Genomic DNA, 15,658 nt, shown 5'->3' with positions numbered 1-15,658 from the left:
GCGGTGTCAAGGCGGCTTTAGCGACTTGCCGCATCAATAAGCTTTTGTGCGAGGTCCAGCGTCAGTTCGTCATAGTGCGAGATGATCGCCGACGGTTCGAATTCGCGGACGTGGCGATCCGTGTAGCCGAAATCGACGGCGACGACCGGAATGCCGGCAGCCTTGGCGGTGTCGATGTCGGTGACCGAATCGCCGACCATCACGGCGCGCGCGACATCGCCGCCGGCGAGCGCGATGGTTTCGGTGAGATGGCGGGGGTCGGGCTTGCGAATGCCGAAGGTTTCCGGACCGGTGATCGCGGCGAAGCGGTCGGAGAGGCCCAGGCCCTGGATCAGGTTGCGGGCGAGGCTTTCATACTTGTTGGTGCAGATGGCAAGCGTGTAGCCGGCAGCTGCCAGCCGGTCCATGGCGGCGATGACGCCGGGGTAGGGCTGCGAGCGGCCGGGAATGTTGAGCGTATAGTGCTCGAGGAAGGCATCGTGCAGGCGCTCGTGCTCCGCAGCCGCAAGCTGCCGCTGTTGCGCCAGATAGGCGCGTTCGATCATGATCTTGCCGCCCTGGCCGACGAAGCGGCGGAACGCCGTATCGTCGACTTTTGCCATGCCGCCGGCGACGAGCGTGTGGTTCAGGCTGTCGAGCAGATCGGGGGCTGTGTCGACGAGGGTTCCGTCAAGGTCGAAAACGACGATCGGCTTGGCCATGGCTCTGCTTTCCAACGTTCAGATGTTGCGTCAGGCGATAGCCCCGGGGGGCGGGCGGCGCAAGCAGGCAGCCATAAAGCCTTTGACCCAACGGGCAAAAATGCTAGGAGCCAAGCCTGATATTCGAGGATTTTACGACCAAACATGGATGCCAAGGCTTTGAAGATCGAGGCGGCGCGCGCCGCCTTGGAATATGTCGAAAGCGGAATGCGCCTGGGCATCGGCACGGGTTCGACCGCCGAGGAGTTCGTTCGCCTGCTGGCCGAGAAGGTCGCCGCCGGCATGCAGGTCATCGGCGTGCCGACGTCCGAGCGCACGGCTACGCTGTGCCGTGAACTCGGCGTGCCGCTGTCGACGCTCGACGAAACGCCTGAACTCGACCTCACCATCGATGGCGCCGACGAGATCGATCCAGCACTTTCCCTGGTCAAGGGCGGTGGCGGCGCGCTGCTGCGCGAGAAGATCGTCGCGGCTGCCTCGACGCGCATGGTCGTCATCGCCGACCAGACCAAGATGGTGGAGACGCTGGGGCGTTTTCCGCTGCCGATCGAGGTCAATCCGTTCGGTTTGAAGGCCACTGAAATCGCCATTGCCAAGGCTGCTGAAGATCTCGGTCTCAGCGGTCCGCTTGTGCTGCGCAAGAGCGGCGGCGAAACCTTCGTAACGGACGGTGGACATTTCATTATCGATGCATCTTTTGGCCGTATTCCCGATACAAGAGCGCTTTCGGATGCCCTGCACGCCATTCCCGGCGTCGTAGAGCATGGTCTCTTTCTGGGGTTGGCCACCGTTGCCGTCATTGCCGGCTCCGACGGTGTCGCAACCGTTCACCCGGCCCGCTAAACAGGAGTTTTACTCATCATGATTTTGACAAACCGGCTTCGCGGCTTCTCCGTCATGGTGGCGGCTTCGGCTTTCGCGCTTACCGCATTCTCGGCCCAGGCGCAGGAAATCGGCGCATCCCACCTGAAGGCTGCGCATGACGCGATCGCCGCGATCCACGCAACCGACTCGTTCGACGGCATCCTGCCGCAGGCTGCCGCAGCCCTGAAGCAGCAGTTGATCCAGCAGAACCCCGACATGCAGGAGCTGATCACCCAGACCGTCGACGAGAACACGCTGGCGCTCGCGTCGCGTCGCGCCGACCTGGAAAAGGAATCGGCGCTCGCTTACGCCAAGGCGTTCAGCGAGAAGGATCTCACCGAGATCGCCGCCTTCTACAGTTCCGAAGCCGGCAAGAAGCTGATCGAGAATGGCCCGATTGCGACGCGCGAATTGGTCAAGGCCGCCGACATCTGGCAGAACGGCATCGCCCGCGATCTGGCCGAGCAGGTCGGTGAGAAGCTCAAGGCTGTCGCCGGAACCAAGGCGCCCGCGGCTGAAGGTGCGGCAGCACCGGAAGCGCCGAAGAACTGATCTTCCGCGACCAACGGTCACTATAGCGAGAGCCCGGCATTTGCCGGGCTTTTCTTTTGGTGCGTTGGCCACTACCTGTGGCGCACCAGACATCGCGCAAACGGCGCCAGGGGACGGCTCCAGCACCGGAGCCGGTTGAGCGCCTTCAAAGACCTTGATTGACCTTGCGGGTTCGCGCGGGCCCGCCGCATGACAGCCTCAGGACGGAATTCATGACCCAGTACGACTACGATCTCTTCGTCATCGGCGGCGGTTCGGGTGGCGTGCGCGCGGCGCGCGTCGCAGCGGCGATGGGCAAGCGCGTGGCGCTCGCCGAAGAGTTCCGCTTCGGCGGCACCTGCGTCATCCGCGGTTGCGTGCCCAAGAAGCTCTATGTCTACGCGTCGCAGTTTCCCGAGCATTTCGAGGATGCCGCCGGTTATGGCTGGACGGTCGGCGAAGCGAAGTTCGACTGGGCGACGCTGGTCGCCAACAAGGAGCGCGAGATTTCGCGGCTCGAGGCTATCTACAAACGCAACGTCGAAGGATCGGGCGGGGAGACCATCCATTCGCGCGCCGTTTTGGTCGACAAGCACACGATCCGCCTCGAAGCCGACGGCAGAACCGTCACCGCCGACCAGATCCTGATCGCGACGGGCGGTCGCGCGGCCGTCCATCCGGCGCTGCCGGGCAACGAGCACTGCATCTATTCCAACGAGGTGTTCGACCTCCCGGAATTGCCCAAGGCGATCATGATCGAGGGCGGCGGCTACATTGCCGTAGAGTTCGCCAACATCTTCCACGGTCTCGGCGTCGACACCACGCTGGTCTATCGCGGCAAGGAAATCCTCAGCCGCTTCGACATGGACCTGAGGCGGACCCTGCATGAAGCCATGGAGCAGAAGGGCATCAAGATCCTTTTGCATTCGGTGTCGCAGGAAGTCACCAGGCGTGGCGACGGTCGTCTCGACGTCAGGCTGAGCTCCGGCCAGTCGCTGGCCGTCGACCAGGTGCTGCTGGCGATCGGCCGAACGCCGAACACGGAAAAGCTGGGCCTCGAGGCTGCCGGTGTCGAGCTCGACAAGCAAGGTGCGGTCGTGGTCGACGGGTTTTCGCGCACCAGCGTCGACAACATCTGGGCTGTGGGCGATGTCACCAATCGCGTCCAGCTGACCCCGGTCGCCATCCACGAGGCGATGTGCTTCATTGAAACGGCTTTCAAGGACAATCCGACCCAGCCCGACCACGACTGCATCGCAACGGCGGTGTTCTCGCAGCCGGAAATCGGCACCGTCGGCCTGTCCGAGGATGAGGCCGCCAAGCGCTTCAAGAACCTCGAAATCTACCGCACCAGCTTCCGTCCGATGCGTCACACGCTTTCGGGCCGGCAGGAAAAGATGCTGATGAAGCTGGTCGTCGACGGCGACACCCGTCTGGTGCTTGGCGCGCACGTGCTCGGACCGGATGCCGGCGAGATGGCGCAATTGCTTGGCATCACGCTGAAGGCGGGTCTTACCAAGGACGATTTCGATCGCACCATGGCGATCCATCCGACTGCCGCCGAAGAACTGGTGACGATGTACAAGCCCAGTTATCTGGTGAGGGACGGGGTCAGAGCCGACGGTTGAGGGAAGCGCCAAAGGCACTCGCAACCCAAGGTTCGATCACATTCCCAAAACAGGGTGGAATAGCGGCTGTGCATCGTGTAAACAGCCGCGTTCCCGCATAGGCGGGTGATGGCGCGGGTGAGGTGCCCGCCTACGTAACTTTTGGGTGCGAACATGACGAAATGGTCCCCGACTTCCTGGAGAAACATGCCGATTCAGCAGGTTCCGGCTTATCCGGACGCTGCGGCTCTCGCGGAAACGGAAGCTCGTCTCGCAACCTTTCCTCCCTTGGTTTTTGCAGGCGAGGCGCGAAAACTGAAAAAGCAGCTCGCCGCCGTCGCCAATGGCGAAGCCTTCCTGCTGCAGGGCGGCGATTGCGCCGAGAGCTTCGCCGAGCATGGCGCGGACAACATCCGCGACTTCTTCCGCGTGTTCCTGCAGATGTCGGTCGTGCTGACCTTCGCCGGTGCGCAGCCGGTGGTGAAGGTCGGCCGCATCGCCGGCCAGTTCGCCAAGCCGCGTTCGGCCGACAACGAGACCAAGGGCGATGTGACGCTGCCGAGCTATCGCGGCGACATCATCAACGGCCCGGCCTTCGACGAGAAGTCGCGCGTGCCCGATCCGGCGCGTCAGGAGATGGCGTACCGCCAGTCGGCCGCGACGTTGAACCTGCTGCGCGCCTTCGCGCAGGGTGGCTACGCCAGCCTTGAGAACGTGCATCAGTGGATGCTCGGCTTCGTGTCGAACAGCCCGCAGGGCGAGCGCTACGAGGCCTTGGCCAACCGTATCACCGAGACCATGGATTTCATGCGCGCGGTGGGCATCACGTCCGAGACCAACTACGCGCTGCGCGAGACCGATTTCTACACCAGCCATGAGGCGCTGCTGCTCGGCTATGAGCAGGCGCTGACACGCGTCGACTCGACGTCGGGCGACTGGTACGCGACCTCGGGCCACATGATCTGGATCGGCGACCGCACGCGCCAGGCCGACCACGCGCATATCGAGTATTGCCGTGGCGTGAAGAATCCGCTTGGCCTCAAGTGCGGCCCGTCGATTACGCCCGACAACCTGCTCAAGCTGATCGACCTGCTCAACCCGGAGAACGAGGCCGGCCGTCTGACCCTGATCGCGCGCTTCGGCCACGACAAGGTTGGCGAGCACCTGCCGAAGCTGATCCGCGCCGTCGAGAAGGAAGGTCGCAAGGTCGTCTGGTCGTGCGACCCGATGCACGGCAACACGATCACTGCCGCCGGCTACAAGACGCGTCCGTTTGATCGCATCCTGAGCGAAGTGCAGAGCTTCTTCGATATTCACCGCTCCGAGGGCACGCACCCGGGCGGAATCCATGTCGAGATGACCGGCAAGAATGTCACCGAATGCACGGGCGGCGCCCGCGCCATCACGGCGGAAGAGCTGCAGGACCGCTACCACACGCATTGTGACCCGCGCCTCAACGCCGACCAGGCGATCGAGCTGGCGTTCCTGGTCTCGGAACTGCTCCGCAAGAGCGCGCCGAAGCCGGAAAAGAAGGCGGTCAGCGCCTGATCGGCATCCCAGCCGTTCAATGAGACAAGGCGCCGGTTTCGACCGGCGCCTTTTTCGTTCGAGATCCCAGTGGCATGCCGAACGCGCGCCTCCGCGCCGTTCGGTCTCCTACCGCTGCCAGCGCATGTCCTTGAGGCGCGGATCTGCGGCAAACGAGGTTCGGTCGAAGCCGATGCGGATCTCGGGGAATTCGCACAGCGCCTGGACGCCCGACGGCCCGATGCGGATGCGCCAGGTCTGGTGGTCGACCGGATCTGGCTTGGCGAAGCTGCGGCAACTCATGAGAGCGAAGTTGACGCCGCCCGAGGGATCACGCACCGAGATATAGCGGATCGCCCCGATTTCGGCCTCGCGGACGCTGTCGGCCAGGTCCTGGCAGGCGGCATAGTCGGTAGGGTGCGTCCAGATCGCCCGGTCGGACGACAGTGGCGGGGCGCCGAGGTCTATGGCGCGACTTATGCTGATTGCCGCCGCAAAGGCCGTGTATTCGGCGGCGTCGCTCGGCCAGGGCGTATCCGGCGATTCCGAAAAGAACAGCAGCCGGTAGAAGGCCATTTCGGCGACAGCCGTGCCAACGGTTTCAGACGCATAGTAGACGCCCAACGTCTTGCCGGCGCGGCGGAAGCGCGAGCCGGCGGGATAGTTCGAGCCATAGCGGAACGGCGTCGCCAGCAGATAGTGCAGGTGGCGGCATTCGATGGGGATCGAAGGCTTTGTCGTCTCGATCAACTGTTCAAGCACCGCCTGCTCGTCGAGGTCGTCGACAAGCTTCAACGTCGATATGCGGTGCTGGGCCTCGACCAGCCGCCAGCACCGGCCATCGATGGCGCGGGCCTCAGACGAGAGCGCGGCGGGCGTCCAGGTAGGAGATGACATCGACAAGCCCGGATATGGTAACGATCTTTTCCAGCGGAACCGCGCCAAGTGCGGTGTTGTTGTTGCGCAACCAGGCGCGCGCCACCGGCTCCTCGCCGCCGACGATGGCGTCGAGCGAGCGAAACAGCCGGACAAACAGCACCGCGAGTTCGAAGGGTTTGCTGCCGGCTTCGAGCGCAAATTCCTGCTTTCGCATGCGCGAGACCGTCGCCTCGGACACGCCGATGACCGCTGACAGGATCTTCGAGGTCAGCCCAAGCATGTCGGCCGCGCGCAAGGCTGCCTTGGTGATGACTGCGCCGGGGGCTGTGGCTGCGCCGGGTGATGGAAGGGGCTGCATGGCTCTCTCCGTTTCTCTGGAAAATATAGGCCAGAAAAGCTTCGGTGGAAAGGGCTGCGACCCTTGGCAGGCGAACTGCCTTCAGTCCTTCTTGTAAAGCAGCCAGTTCTTGCTTGGCCGCTCGGCGATCATCGAGTAGCGCGTGACGCGGTTGCGGCCGACCAGCTTGGAGCGGTAGAGCGCCCGGTCCGCCTTGGCGTAGAGGTCCTCGGGGCTTTCGCCGTCGGAAGCCATGCAGACGCCCATCGATACCGTGACCTGGCCGCAATTGACGCCGGGTTCGATGTCCTTGAACTGCGTCTGCGCGACCAGCAGCCGGATGCGGTCGGCAATCTCGTAGGTCGCTTCCTCGGTCGTGCCTTCGACGATCAAAGCGAACTCCTCGCCGCCGGTGCGGGCGACGAACATGTCGCTGTGCACGCTGGTCTGGAAGATGTCGGCAATGATGCGCAGGATCTTGTCGCCGACCGGGTGGCCGTGGCGATCGTTGATGTCTTTGAAGCGGTCGACGTCGGCCAGGATCAGCGCCGAGAACAGGATGCCCTTGTTGTCGTTGTAGATTCGGGCGATGCGCTTGTCGAAGGCGCGGCGGTTGCAGATATGGGTGAGCGGATCGGTGTCGGCGAGCTTCTTGTATTCCTCGAGCTTCGACTTCACTGTCTCCAGTTCTGCCGTCTTGTCGCCGAGTGTGCTGGCGAATTGCTTGCCATGATCGATCGTCGACGCGGTGGCGACAGACATGACGCCGGCGATCTTCTGGAGCAGTTCCTGCGACATGGCAGTGCGGCTGTTGAGCCCGCTCGAGGTCTCGTCCAGCACCTTGCCATAACGCTCGATGTGGTTGCGTTCGTTGCGCAAAAGGCCGGCGATGCCCTCCAACTCGCGAGCGAGGATTTCACGTGCCTGCTCGACGATGCCCTGGCCGTGGTTCTGGGCAAAGAATTTCTGCCCTATGCCGTCGAGCTGTTCCTGGGTGGGATGGTCGCCAAGCGAGATTACTTCCAGGCTGAGCGCCGGATTGGAGCCGGTCAACGCCTCGTAGAAAATCTCATAGTTGCGCGGCAAGCCGACGATGCCCAACTGGCCCATCGTTGCCACCACTGTGCTCGCAATGTCGTTGCCTCGATCGGTCGGGGCGGCGGCAGATTGCATCTATGACCCGTTTCAGTTGGCCTGCCTAAAGCCTGCGTGCCTGCGATATGCTGGACGCTCGGCCGGTCGGGGGCGTTATCGGCATGGAAATAGAAGTGCTGGCAACAACGCAGTTCCCGTCTGCGCCCATCGCTTGCAGTCAGCCTTAATTCGATCCGGCTAAAGTTTCCTTAATTTGCGCCATTAAGCCATCCGATTTTCTACCATAAGGTGTATTCTTCCGTCCGGATTTTTGCTGCCGGTACCTTTCAGCAAGCCAAAGTCGCAATCTTGCTCCCGCTGCGCTTTGATCAGGATCAATCTGGGCCAAGTCAGTAGTGGAGGTGTAGATGGACAATTCAAGCAAGGGCGCGTGTCTGTGCGGCGCGGTGAGTTTCCTCACAAGGGGACCGCTGCGCGGCGTCGTCTATTGCCATTGTACCCAATGCCGCAAACAAAGCGGTCATTATTACGCGGCGACGAGCGTCGATGACGGCCAGCTTGAGATCAAGGGCAGCGAAAATATCACCTGGTATGCTGCGTCTGGCTTCGCTCGGCGTGGTTTCTGCAGCCGTTGCGGATCGTTGCTGTTCTGGAAAGCCAACAGCGAACCCGAAATTTCGATCATGGCCGGCGCTTTCGACGAGGCTGTCTCCCTGGAGGGCTCCTGCCATATCTTCGTCGGACAGAAGGGCACCTACTACGAGATCGATGACGGGCTGCCGAAATACGAACGGTCGTCGCCTCATCTCGTGGTGGCAGACGAGTGAACGACTTCGTTCGTGGCGTTCACGTTTGGTGAACGCTTCGTCGCTGGACGGCGATCTGCTCGTCGTGGGCCGCACGGCGTATATTCCAGGCAAGGAGAAAAGAACATGACCTCGTTGCCCACACTTTTCATTTCTCATGGCGGACCCGACATCGTCCTGGCCGACACGCCGGCGCGCCACTATCTGGAGACCGTCTCGAAACTGATGCCCAAGCCGAAGGCGATCGTTATCGTCTCGGCGCATTTCGAGACCGACGGCGTCGCGGTGGTCACCGACCCGAAGCCGGCAATGATTTACGATTTCGGCGGCTTTGCGCCAGAGCTCTACAAGATGGTCTATCCGGCTTCAGGCGAACCAGCTCTGGCTGCGAAGGTATTCGCATGCTCGAGACCGCCGGCCTCAGCCCGCATACCTATGAGAAGCGCGGCTATGACCATGGCACCTGGACACCGATGATGCTGGCATTCCCGGACGCGGATATTCCCATTGTCCAGGTGTCAATCGATCCGCATCGCGACGCCGCGTGGCATATGGCCATCGGCGAGGCGCTGGCGCCGCTGCGTGACGAAGGCGTGTTGCTGATCGGTTCCGGGCACATCACGCACAATCTGCGCGCCTATTTCACCACGGTGCGCCGGGGTGCGGAGCTCGATCCGGTTCTGGCCGGCAAGGTCCACGACTTTACCGAGTGGTTCGCCGACAAGATCGGTTCGGGCGATACCGACGCCCTGATAAACTGGAAGGAAAAGGCGCCTTATCCGGCCGAGAATCATCCGACCGACGAACACTTGATGCCTATCTTCTTTGCCTATGGGGCTGCTGGCGAGGGCGCCAAGGGGCGCCGGGTCCACGATTCGGTCGATCATGGCTTCTTTGCCAACGATTCCTATCTGTTCGACTGAGCCGTGAGCGGCTAAATGATGCCCTTTCGTAGAGATTGAAAGGGCATTTGATGGAGCGGCTTGCCAAGGCTTTCCAGAATTCGGTGCGTGCGTTCTCCCGCCTTGTGCGCACCGAGGCGGCTTTTCAGCAGGAGATCATCCTGTTGATTGCGGCATTTCCCATTGGATGGTTCGTCGCATCGACGTGGAGCGGCTATGCGCTGCTGATAGGTTCGATCCTGTTCTTGATCACCGTCGAGGTGCTGAATACGGGCATCGAAGCGGCTTGCGATGCCGTCAGCCGCGAATTCAACATCGATATCCAACTCGCCAAGGACTGCGGCTCGCTGGCAGTGTTGATCTCGATCGTCATCGTGTTGGGCGTCTGGGGCCTGGCCATCGCCGAACGTCTGTTCGGACTACCGATCTAAGCGATGCGTACCTACATGCCGGTTACCAAAGGAGACCGACATGGCTGACCTGGCCGACACCCTTAACCTTGAAGCGCGCAGCGGACTTCCCGAAGACCTGCGCTGGCTTGCCGAAAAATACCCGCGCGAGGACTGGCAAGCACATCAGAACGTCCACGGCATGGCGTCGATGTGGCTGCAGCGTCACGCCATGTTCCGTGAACTCGGCGCCATGCTGAGCGACGGCATCGGCAACTATCGCGAGGGCCGACTCGACGCGCGCAGCTTCGCCAACTGGTTCGCACCGCGCCTGAACTATTTCCTCGGCAATCTCGATGGCCACCACAATGTCGAGGACCATCACTATTTCCCGGTCTTCGCCAAGGTGGAGCAGCGGCTGAAGCGCGGCTTCGAGATCCTCGATGCGGACCATCATCTGATCCACGACGCGCTCGAGCGCAATGCCGAGACGGCGAACGCCTTTCTCAAGGCCCTTGCGGAAAGCGAAGACAGGCAGCGCTTTGCCGCAGATGCCTATGCCGACGAGAACGCGCGTCTTGTCGCCATGCTGTCGCGTCACCTGGACGATGAGGAAGACCTCATCATCCCGCTCATCCTCGACCGCGGCGACAGGGCGCTCGGCATCGACTAGGGCTATTCCCTCCGCCACGCCGCCGGTGAACAGCGCCAGCAGCCCGAAGCGCTCGACAAGGTGACGGGATCGCGTCGGCCATCATGCCGGCGACTTGCCCGCCTGGCCGCCGGCAATGCGGTCGATTTGGCTGGACAGGGCACGGATCTCGTCGCGCAGCATGAGGATTTCCTGGAAGCGCATCTCGTCGAGCTTTTCGTGCAGCGCCATGATCTCGATCTCGGCCTTCAGGTTGACGGCATAGTCGTGCGAGGCATCGATGCGGTCGCGCTCGGTCTGACGGTTCTGGGACATCATGATGATCGGCGCCTGGAGGGCCGCGACCATCGACAAAACGAGGTTGAGGAAAATGAAGGGGTAGGGGTCGAAGGATTTCTGGCCCAGAAGCCAGGCGTTGAGCGCAGTCCAGAAAATGAGGAAAGCGACAAACCCGAGGATGAAGCCCCAGGAGCCGCCAACCCGGGCGATGCTGTCGGCAAGGCGGTCGCCGGTGCTTTCGTGGCGGGCGACGCTGGCGTTGACGTCACGCGAGATCGGCTGCCGGTCGATGGTGCTTTGCAGGACCTTGCTTTCGACCTCGCTCAAGTGCTCCGGCTTCCGGGTCAGCCACCGGCCAGCCAGGTCCGCCACGGTCTTGCTCATCTTGTTCTCCGCAAATGACTCACCTGCTTGGCAGTCGGAAATCAGTATAGAAAGATAGCGGCCACAGTGGCTATTGGGAGGTGACATGCCGGATTTTGCCAGAATACGGGCTCGCGCGGCCGAGCGCAAAGGCGGCGAGGCCGTGCTCAATTCCTTGCTCGGGCCGGTTCCGGACAACGCATCGCTGGCAAATCTTTCGGACGACCGTGTGCTGTCGACCATGGCCGAGCGTGTCTTCGCGGCCGGATTTGTCTGGCGTGTCATCGAACAGAAATGGCCAGGTTTCGAAGAGGCGTTCCTTGGCTTTGAGCCGAAGCGACTATTGTTCCAGCCAGACGATTTCTGGCACGAATTGGCCGCCGACAAGCGCATCGTGCGCAATCCGCAAAAGATACGTTCGGTGCGCGACAATGCGGTTTTCGTCGAACAGGTGGCCAAGGAACATGGCAGCTTCGGCAAGTTCCTTGCGGCATGGCCGGCGGGCGAGCAGGTCGGGCTGACCGCCTATCTTGGCAAGCATGGCAGCCGGCTTGGCGGCAACACCGGCCAGTATCTGCTGCGCTGGCTCGGATGGGACACCTTCATCATGTCGCAGGACATGATCCTGGCCTTGCGGGACGCTGGGCTCGACATCGGCGAAGCTGCCACGTCGAAAAAGGACCAGGCCAAGATCCAGGCGCAGATCAACATATGGGCGGACGATACCGGGCTGCCGCGCGCGCACATCTCTCGTATCCTGTCGATGTCGATCGGGGTCAACCATTCAGCCGACGAGCTGCGATCCTATATGGGCGAATGATGGTCCAATCGATGCCCATTGCCCGACGGAAATACTGAGGCTAAACCGCTGACATGACGAAAAAATCCACGCCCGACATCCTCCGCATCGCCGTCGCCCAGCTCAATCCGACGGTCGGCGACATCGCAGGCAACCTTGCCAAGGCGCGTGAAGCCAGAGCGGACGCAGCGCGACAGGGCGCGGACCTCGTTCTGTTCACCGAACTGTTCATTGCCGGCTATCCGCCGGAGGATCTGGTGCTCAAGCCGGCCTTCGTTTCGGCCTGCGAGCGAGCGGCGGAGGATTTCGCCAACGACACCGCCGATGGAGGCCCGGGAGTCATCATCGGCGTGCCACTTCGGCGCAAGAGCGGGCTGCACAACTCGGTGATCGTCGCCGACGACGGCAAGATCATCGCCGAGCGTTTCAAGGTCGACCTGCCGAACTATGGCGAATTCGACGAAAAGCGCGTGTTCCAGGCCGGTCCCGACATGCCGGGACCGATCAATTTTCGCGGCGTGCGGCTCGGCACCCCGATCTGCGAGGACATCTGGGGCGAGCTCGGCGTCTGCGAGACGCTGGCCGAGAGCGGCGCCGAGATCCTGCTGGTGCCGAACGGCTCGCCCTATTATCGCGCCAAGATGGACGTACGCCACCAGGTGGCGATCCGCCAGGTTATCGAAAGCGGCCTGCCGCTGCTCTACGCCAACCAGCTCGGCGGCCAGGACGAGCTGGTCTTCGACGGCGCTTCCTTCGCCATCAATGCCGACCATTCGCTGGCCTTCCAGATGAGCCAGTTCGAGGAAGCGGTGGCGATCACCACCTGGAAGCGCGGCGACGAAGGCTGGGCCTGCGTCGAAGGCCCGATGTCCAAGGTTCCCGAGCGCGAGGAGGCCGATTACCGAGCCTGCATGCTGGGCCTTCGCGACTACGTAAACAAGAACGGCTTCAAGAACGTCGTGCTCGGCCTGTCCGGCGGTATCGATTCGGCAATTTGTGCTGCCCTTGCCGTCGACGCGCTCGGCGAGGAGCGGCTGCGGGCGATCATGATGCCCTATCGCTACACGTCGAGCGACTCGCTCAAGGACGCCGAGGATTGCGCCCGCGCGCTCGGCTGCCGCTACGACATCGTGCCGATCCATGAGCCGGTCGACGGTTTCTCGCATGCGCTGACGCAGCTGTTCGAAGGCACCAAGGAAGGCATCACCGAGGAAAACCTGCAGAGCCGCGCTCGCGGTACGATCCTGATGGCAGTGTCGAACAAGTTCGGCTCGATGGTGGTGACGACAGGCAACAAGAGCGAGATGTCGGTCGGCTATGCCACACTCTACGGCGACATGAACGGCGGCTTCAATCCGATCAAGGACCTCTACAAGATGCAGGTCTATGCGCTGTCGCGCTGGCGCAATACGCATGTGCCGCCGGGCGCGCTCGGGCCCTCGGGCGAGGTCATCCCGAAAAACATTATCGACAAAGCACCGTCGGCCGAGCTTCGGCCCAACCAGACTGACCAGGATTCGTTGCCGCCTTATCCCGTGCTCGACGATATCCTGGAGTGCCTGGTCGAGAACGAGATGGGCGTTGACGACATCGTCGCGCGCGGTCACGACCGCGATACGGTGCACCGGATCGAACACCTGCTCTACATCGCCGAATACAAGCGGCGGCAGGCGGCGCCCGGCGTGAAGATCACCAAAAAGAACTTTGGCCGCGACCGCCGCTATCCGATCACGAACAGATTCAGGGATCGCGGCTAAGCCGCTGACCCTGAATTGAAAATCGCCAGCACGCCGGAGGAGTTGATGGCCGAGGTCGAGATCAGTTTCGGCACGTCGCGGATCGGCTTCGACAAGACGTCGGAGGTCATCAAGGCGAGTTATTGGGGCGAGGGCCGCACCGACGATATCCATCGCCGTGCCTTCGCCAACTCGCTCTGCGTCGGCGCCTATCTCGACGGCGAACAGGTCGGTTTCGCTCGCGTGGTGACTGACTACGCCTGCTTTGCCTATGTCAGCGATGTCATCGTCTGGCCGGAGCGGCGTGGCCTCGGCATCGGCAAGAAGCTGATCCAGGCGCTGCTCGACCATCCCGAGCTTTCCAGCGTCACCAGCTGGAGCCTGCGGACGACCGATGCGCAGAGCCTCTACAACAAGTTCGGCTTCGAAGTGTCGAACGACGGCATGTACATGCGCCTGGCGCGGCAGCCGGTCGCTCACGAATAGACCGGGCGCGTGTCTTACCTTTCCTGCTGCACGCCGGATCGATGCACGCGACTGGACCCGGGCCTGATCGTGACGACCCTGCAAAGTCAAGGCAGTGCCAGCTCCGGCTCGAGCGTAGCCAGCTATTTCCCCGAAATGCCCTCGATGGTTTCGCGCCGGTCATAGACGTGGTCGACGATGCCCCAATCCCTGGCTTCTTCCGCCGTGAAGAAGAAGTCGCGGTCGAGGACGCGTGCCACTTCTTCCTCCGTGCGCCCGCAATGTTCGGCGTAGAGCCTGGTCATGCGCCGCTTGAGCTTGAGGATGTCTTCGGCGTGGCGCTCGATGTCGGAGGCCTGGCCGCGGAAGCCGCCGGAAGGCTGGTGCAGGATCACGCTTGCATTGGGCAGGGCGATGCGCCGGCCGGGCGCGCCTGCCATCAGCAGGAACGAGCCCATCGAGCCCGCCGTGCCCATGCACAGGGTCGAAACCGGGCAGCGGATGAACTGCATCGTGTCGTAGATGGCGAAGCCGCTGGTCACCACGCCGCCGGGCGAATTGATGTAGAACGAGATTTCGCGACTGGGGTTTTCGGATTCCAGAAACAACAGCTGGGCGCAGATCAGCGACGCCGAATTGTCGTCGACCTCGCCGTTGAGAAAGACGATCCGTTCGCGCAGCAGGCGCGAGAAGATGTCGAATGAGCGTTCGCCGCGTGGTGATTGCTCAACGACCATGGGGACGAGCTGCATCGTGTCGCGCATGCGCGAGTTCCTTTCGACAATGTACGGGACGCGGTTGTGCGGTTTTCTAGGCGGCGCGGGCCATCGGTGGACGGTTGGTGTTCGCCGGCAAGCTTCGCCGCGAGGCAGTTGCTTCGGCGCTGTGGGTCAACCTGAACCAGGTGCCGCCGCTTGGCTGGGCGACAAGGTCGAAGGTTACGAAGGTCTCGGGTTCGCTGGCCGCCGGGTCGCTCCAGGCGTAGCGAACGCGGGAAAAGGGCAGGGCCTCGATCAGGCGATAGGCCGGCCCCGACAGGTCTCTGTCGGCGTCGTCGGTGGCCGGAACGTCGAGCCAGGTCGAAACCAGTTCAGGCGTCGTCAGCGCCCGCCAGACCTTTTCGGGTGCAGCCTCGAGGTCGCATTCGACGACGATGTCGTCCGCCGGGGCTTCGCGTTCGAGTATGTCCGTCATTGGTCTATCTCCTTGAGCAGTGTCTTGAGCCTGTCGACGCGATCCGGCCAGAAGGCGCGGTAGCGCGTCAGCCAGTCGAACAGCGGGTTCAGCCCGTCCGGATTGACGCTGTAGTTGACGCGCCTGCCGACGCGCGCTTCGCTGATCAGCCCGGCCGAACGCAATATGGCGATATGCTGGGAGACCGCGGGCTGGGAGATATCAAGTCCTTCACGCAGCTCGGTCGCGTTCTTCTCGCCGGCAAGCAGGCGATCGAGCACGGCGCGGCGCGTCGGGTCGGACAAGGCACGAAAGACGTCGAGTTCGTTCATGAGTTTGAGATAAGCATACACTTATCTGTTTCGCAAGTGTCACCCGGTCCGGACGTTTGCTGGCACAACAGGTTTGGGGCCAGGGCAGGGGTTGGCGAAGCAGAATCGCTCAGCTATAAGCAAAATCTTCGCGGCCACTAGCAGGGAGGTCTGAATGCCAGAACATGACATGTCCTCCCGAGGTTCGAACCGAGGTCGCTGACCTTCGAACCGCCTTCGGC

General features: G+C 62.4%; 20 protein-coding genes. 12 read left to right on the top strand and 8 right to left on the bottom strand.

Annotated elements, in window-relative coordinates; translation table 11 throughout:
* Nucleotides 1-17: 17 nt before the first annotated feature.
* Nucleotides 18-701 carry a phosphoglycolate phosphatase gene (locus PCJ21_RS01355; RefSeq protein ID WP_269929581.1) on the bottom strand — a complete coding sequence of 228 codons (684 nt, stop codon included), beginning with the start codon at nucleotides 699-701 and terminating at the stop codon, nucleotides 18-20.
* A gap of 144 nt (nucleotides 702-845) precedes the next feature.
* Here PCJ21_RS01355 and rpiA point away from each other — a divergent pair, with 144 nt between their 5' ends.
* From rpiA to PCJ21_RS01335, 4 genes are all read left to right on the top strand, one after another.
* Nucleotides 846-1,544, top strand: a complete 699-nt coding sequence (rpiA, locus tag PCJ21_RS01350) for a ribose-5-phosphate isomerase RpiA (protein WP_269929580.1) — start codon at nucleotides 846-848, stop codon at nucleotides 1,542-1,544.
* An 18-nt stretch (nucleotides 1,545-1,562) separates the two neighbouring features.
* On the top strand, nucleotides 1,563-2,117 hold the full coding sequence (locus PCJ21_RS01345; RefSeq protein WP_269929579.1) for a DUF2059 domain-containing protein: 555 nt from the start codon (nucleotides 1,563-1,565) through the stop codon (nucleotides 2,115-2,117).
* Nucleotides 2,118-2,329: 212 nt separating this feature from the next.
* Nucleotides 2,330-3,724, top strand: coding sequence for a glutathione-disulfide reductase (gene gor / locus PCJ21_RS01340; protein ID WP_269929578.1), 1,395 nt, complete (start codon nucleotides 2,330-2,332; stop codon nucleotides 3,722-3,724).
* A gap of 153 nt (nucleotides 3,725-3,877) precedes the next feature.
* A complete protein-coding gene (locus PCJ21_RS01335; protein WP_269929577.1) occupies nucleotides 3,878-5,251 on the top strand; it encodes a class II 3-deoxy-7-phosphoheptulonate synthase in 1,374 nt (457 codons plus the stop codon).
* Nucleotides 5,252-5,359: 108 nt separating this feature from the next.
* On the opposite strand, the gene PCJ21_RS01330 is transcribed toward PCJ21_RS01335, so the two are convergent.
* From PCJ21_RS01330 to PCJ21_RS01320, 3 genes are all read right to left on the bottom strand, one after another.
* Nucleotides 5,360-6,127 (bottom strand): RES family NAD+ phosphorylase, encoded by a 768-nt coding sequence (locus tag PCJ21_RS01330; protein ID WP_269929576.1) that lies wholly within the window; start codon nucleotides 6,125-6,127, stop codon nucleotides 5,360-5,362.
* Nucleotides 6,087-6,467 carry an MbcA/ParS/Xre antitoxin family protein gene (locus PCJ21_RS01325; protein WP_269929575.1) on the bottom strand — a complete coding sequence of 127 codons (381 nt, stop codon included), beginning with the start codon at nucleotides 6,465-6,467 and terminating at the stop codon, nucleotides 6,087-6,089. The genes PCJ21_RS01330 and PCJ21_RS01325 overlap by 41 nt, the downstream gene beginning before the upstream one ends.
* Nucleotides 6,468-6,548: 81 nt before the next feature.
* Nucleotides 6,549-7,619, bottom strand: a complete 1,071-nt coding sequence (locus PCJ21_RS01320) for a GGDEF domain-containing protein (protein WP_269929574.1) — start codon at nucleotides 7,617-7,619, stop codon at nucleotides 6,549-6,551.
* Nucleotides 7,620-7,948: 329 nt separating this feature from the next.
* Here PCJ21_RS01320 and PCJ21_RS01315 point away from each other — a divergent pair, with 329 nt between their 5' ends.
* From PCJ21_RS01315 to PCJ21_RS01295, 5 genes are all read left to right on the top strand, one after another.
* The gene (locus tag PCJ21_RS01315; RefSeq protein ID WP_269929573.1) at nucleotides 7,949-8,368 is read left to right on the top strand and encodes a GFA family protein; all 420 of its coding nucleotides are present in this window, start codon (nucleotides 7,949-7,951) and stop codon (nucleotides 8,366-8,368) included.
* Nucleotides 8,369-8,473: 105 nt separating this feature from the next.
* Entirely contained in the window at nucleotides 8,474-8,824 is a 351-nt protein-coding gene (locus PCJ21_RS01310) for a dioxygenase family protein (RefSeq protein WP_269929572.1), read from the top strand.
* On the top strand, nucleotides 8,749-9,270 hold the full coding sequence (locus PCJ21_RS01305; protein WP_269929571.1) for a DODA-type extradiol aromatic ring-opening family dioxygenase: 522 nt from the start codon (nucleotides 8,749-8,751) through the stop codon (nucleotides 9,268-9,270). Before PCJ21_RS01310 ends, PCJ21_RS01305 begins: the two co-directional genes overlap by 76 nt.
* Nucleotides 9,271-9,320: 50 nt before the next feature.
* Complete coding sequence (locus PCJ21_RS01300; protein ID WP_269929570.1) at nucleotides 9,321-9,680, top strand: diacylglycerol kinase; 360 nt, start codon at nucleotides 9,321-9,323, stop codon at nucleotides 9,678-9,680.
* 40 nt (nucleotides 9,681-9,720) lie between these two features.
* Complete coding sequence (locus tag PCJ21_RS01295; protein ID WP_269929569.1) at nucleotides 9,721-10,311, top strand: hemerythrin domain-containing protein; 591 nt, start codon at nucleotides 9,721-9,723, stop codon at nucleotides 10,309-10,311.
* Nucleotides 10,312-10,392: 81 nt separating this feature from the next.
* On the opposite strand, the gene PCJ21_RS01290 is transcribed toward PCJ21_RS01295, so the two are convergent.
* Nucleotides 10,393-10,953, bottom strand: coding sequence for a DUF1003 domain-containing protein (locus PCJ21_RS01290; protein WP_269929568.1), 561 nt, complete (start codon nucleotides 10,951-10,953; stop codon nucleotides 10,393-10,395).
* Nucleotides 10,954-11,038: 85 nt separating this feature from the next.
* On the opposite strand from PCJ21_RS01290, the gene PCJ21_RS01285 reads away from it, so the two are divergent.
* Genes PCJ21_RS01285 through PCJ21_RS01275 form a run of 3 tightly spaced genes read left to right on the top strand, consistent with a single transcriptional unit; the run spans nucleotide 11,039 to nucleotide 13,953 of the window.
* Nucleotides 11,039-11,752, top strand: a complete 714-nt coding sequence (locus tag PCJ21_RS01285; RefSeq protein WP_269929567.1) for a DNA-3-methyladenine glycosylase I — start codon at nucleotides 11,039-11,041, stop codon at nucleotides 11,750-11,752.
* A gap of 53 nt (nucleotides 11,753-11,805) precedes the next feature.
* Nucleotides 11,806-13,488: an NAD+ synthase gene (locus PCJ21_RS01280; RefSeq protein ID WP_269929566.1), complete on the top strand. Its 1,683-nt coding sequence runs from the start codon at nucleotides 11,806-11,808 to the stop codon at nucleotides 13,486-13,488.
* 15 nt (nucleotides 13,489-13,503) lie between these two features.
* Complete coding sequence (locus PCJ21_RS01275; RefSeq protein ID WP_333474374.1) at nucleotides 13,504-13,953, top strand: GNAT family N-acetyltransferase; 450 nt, start codon at nucleotides 13,504-13,506, stop codon at nucleotides 13,951-13,953.
* A 122-nt stretch (nucleotides 13,954-14,075) separates the two neighbouring features.
* Here PCJ21_RS01275 and PCJ21_RS01270 read toward each other — a convergent pair whose 3' ends face one another.
* Genes PCJ21_RS01270 through PCJ21_RS01260 form a run of 3 tightly spaced genes read right to left on the bottom strand, consistent with a single transcriptional unit; the run spans nucleotide 14,076 to nucleotide 15,437 of the window.
* Complete coding sequence (locus tag PCJ21_RS01270) at nucleotides 14,076-14,696, bottom strand: ATP-dependent Clp protease proteolytic subunit (RefSeq protein ID WP_269929565.1); 621 nt, start codon at nucleotides 14,694-14,696, stop codon at nucleotides 14,076-14,078.
* Nucleotides 14,697-14,742: 46 nt separating this feature from the next.
* Complete coding sequence (locus PCJ21_RS01265; protein ID WP_269929564.1) at nucleotides 14,743-15,126, bottom strand: SRPBCC family protein; 384 nt, start codon at nucleotides 15,124-15,126, stop codon at nucleotides 14,743-14,745.
* Nucleotides 15,123-15,437, bottom strand: coding sequence for an ArsR/SmtB family transcription factor (locus PCJ21_RS01260; RefSeq protein ID WP_269929810.1), 315 nt, complete (start codon nucleotides 15,435-15,437; stop codon nucleotides 15,123-15,125). Before PCJ21_RS01260 ends, PCJ21_RS01265 begins: the two co-directional genes overlap by 4 nt.
* Between the last annotated feature and the right edge of the window lie 221 nt (nucleotides 15,438-15,658).

This window comes from Aminobacter sp. HY435 (assembly GCF_027568395.1).
In the GTDB taxonomy this organism is placed as follows: domain Bacteria; phylum Pseudomonadota; class Alphaproteobacteria; order Rhizobiales; family Rhizobiaceae; genus Aminobacter.
The sequence above is the reverse complement of the archived record's forward strand: the minus strand, read 5'-3'. Positions and strand labels throughout refer to the sequence as shown.

Bases quoted from the DNA above. Each gene is read 5' to 3' on its own strand.
- PCJ21_RS01315 (WP_269929573.1), top strand. From the start codon at position 7,949: ATGGACAATTCAAGCAAGGGCGCGTGTCTGTGCGGCGCGGTGAGTTTC.
- PCJ21_RS01345 (WP_269929579.1), top strand. From the start codon at position 1,563: ATGATTTTGACAAACCGGCTTCGCGGCTTCTCCGTCATGGTGGCGGCT.
- PCJ21_RS01310 (WP_269929572.1), top strand. From the start codon at position 8,474: ATGACCTCGTTGCCCACACTTTTCATTTCTCATGGCGGACCCGACATC.
- PCJ21_RS01330 (WP_269929576.1), bottom strand. From the start codon at position 6,127: ATGTCATCTCCTACCTGGACGCCCGCCGCGCTCTCGTCTGAGGCCCGC.
- PCJ21_RS01290 (WP_269929568.1), bottom strand. From the start codon at position 10,953: ATGAGCAAGACCGTGGCGGACCTGGCTGGCCGGTGGCTGACCCGGAAG.
- rpiA (WP_269929580.1), top strand. From the start codon at position 846: ATGGATGCCAAGGCTTTGAAGATCGAGGCGGCGCGCGCCGCCTTGGAA.
- PCJ21_RS01355 (WP_269929581.1), bottom strand. From the start codon at position 701: ATGGCCAAGCCGATCGTCGTTTTCGACCTTGACGGAACCCTCGTCGAC.
- PCJ21_RS01295 (WP_269929569.1), top strand. From the start codon at position 9,721: ATGGCTGACCTGGCCGACACCCTTAACCTTGAAGCGCGCAGCGGACTT.
- PCJ21_RS01320 (WP_269929574.1), bottom strand. From the start codon at position 7,619: ATGCAATCTGCCGCCGCCCCGACCGATCGAGGCAACGACATTGCGAGC.
- PCJ21_RS01260 (WP_269929810.1), bottom strand. From the start codon at position 15,437: ATGAACGAACTCGACGTCTTTCGTGCCTTGTCCGACCCGACGCGCCGC.
- PCJ21_RS01325 (WP_269929575.1), bottom strand. From the start codon at position 6,467: ATGCAGCCCCTTCCATCACCCGGCGCAGCCACAGCCCCCGGCGCAGTC.
- PCJ21_RS01265 (WP_269929564.1), bottom strand. From the start codon at position 15,126: ATGACGGACATACTCGAACGCGAAGCCCCGGCGGACGACATCGTCGTC.
- gor (WP_269929578.1), top strand. From the start codon at position 2,330: ATGACCCAGTACGACTACGATCTCTTCGTCATCGGCGGCGGTTCGGGT.
- PCJ21_RS01285 (WP_269929567.1), top strand. From the start codon at position 11,039: ATGCCGGATTTTGCCAGAATACGGGCTCGCGCGGCCGAGCGCAAAGGC.
- PCJ21_RS01335 (WP_269929577.1), top strand. From the start codon at position 3,878: ATGACGAAATGGTCCCCGACTTCCTGGAGAAACATGCCGATTCAGCAG.
- PCJ21_RS01305 (WP_269929571.1), top strand. From the start codon at position 8,749: ATGCTCGAGACCGCCGGCCTCAGCCCGCATACCTATGAGAAGCGCGGC.
- PCJ21_RS01270 (WP_269929565.1), bottom strand. From the start codon at position 14,696: ATGCGCGACACGATGCAGCTCGTCCCCATGGTCGTTGAGCAATCACCA.
- PCJ21_RS01300 (WP_269929570.1), top strand. From the start codon at position 9,321: ATGGAGCGGCTTGCCAAGGCTTTCCAGAATTCGGTGCGTGCGTTCTCC.
- PCJ21_RS01280 (WP_269929566.1), top strand. From the start codon at position 11,806: ATGACGAAAAAATCCACGCCCGACATCCTCCGCATCGCCGTCGCCCAG.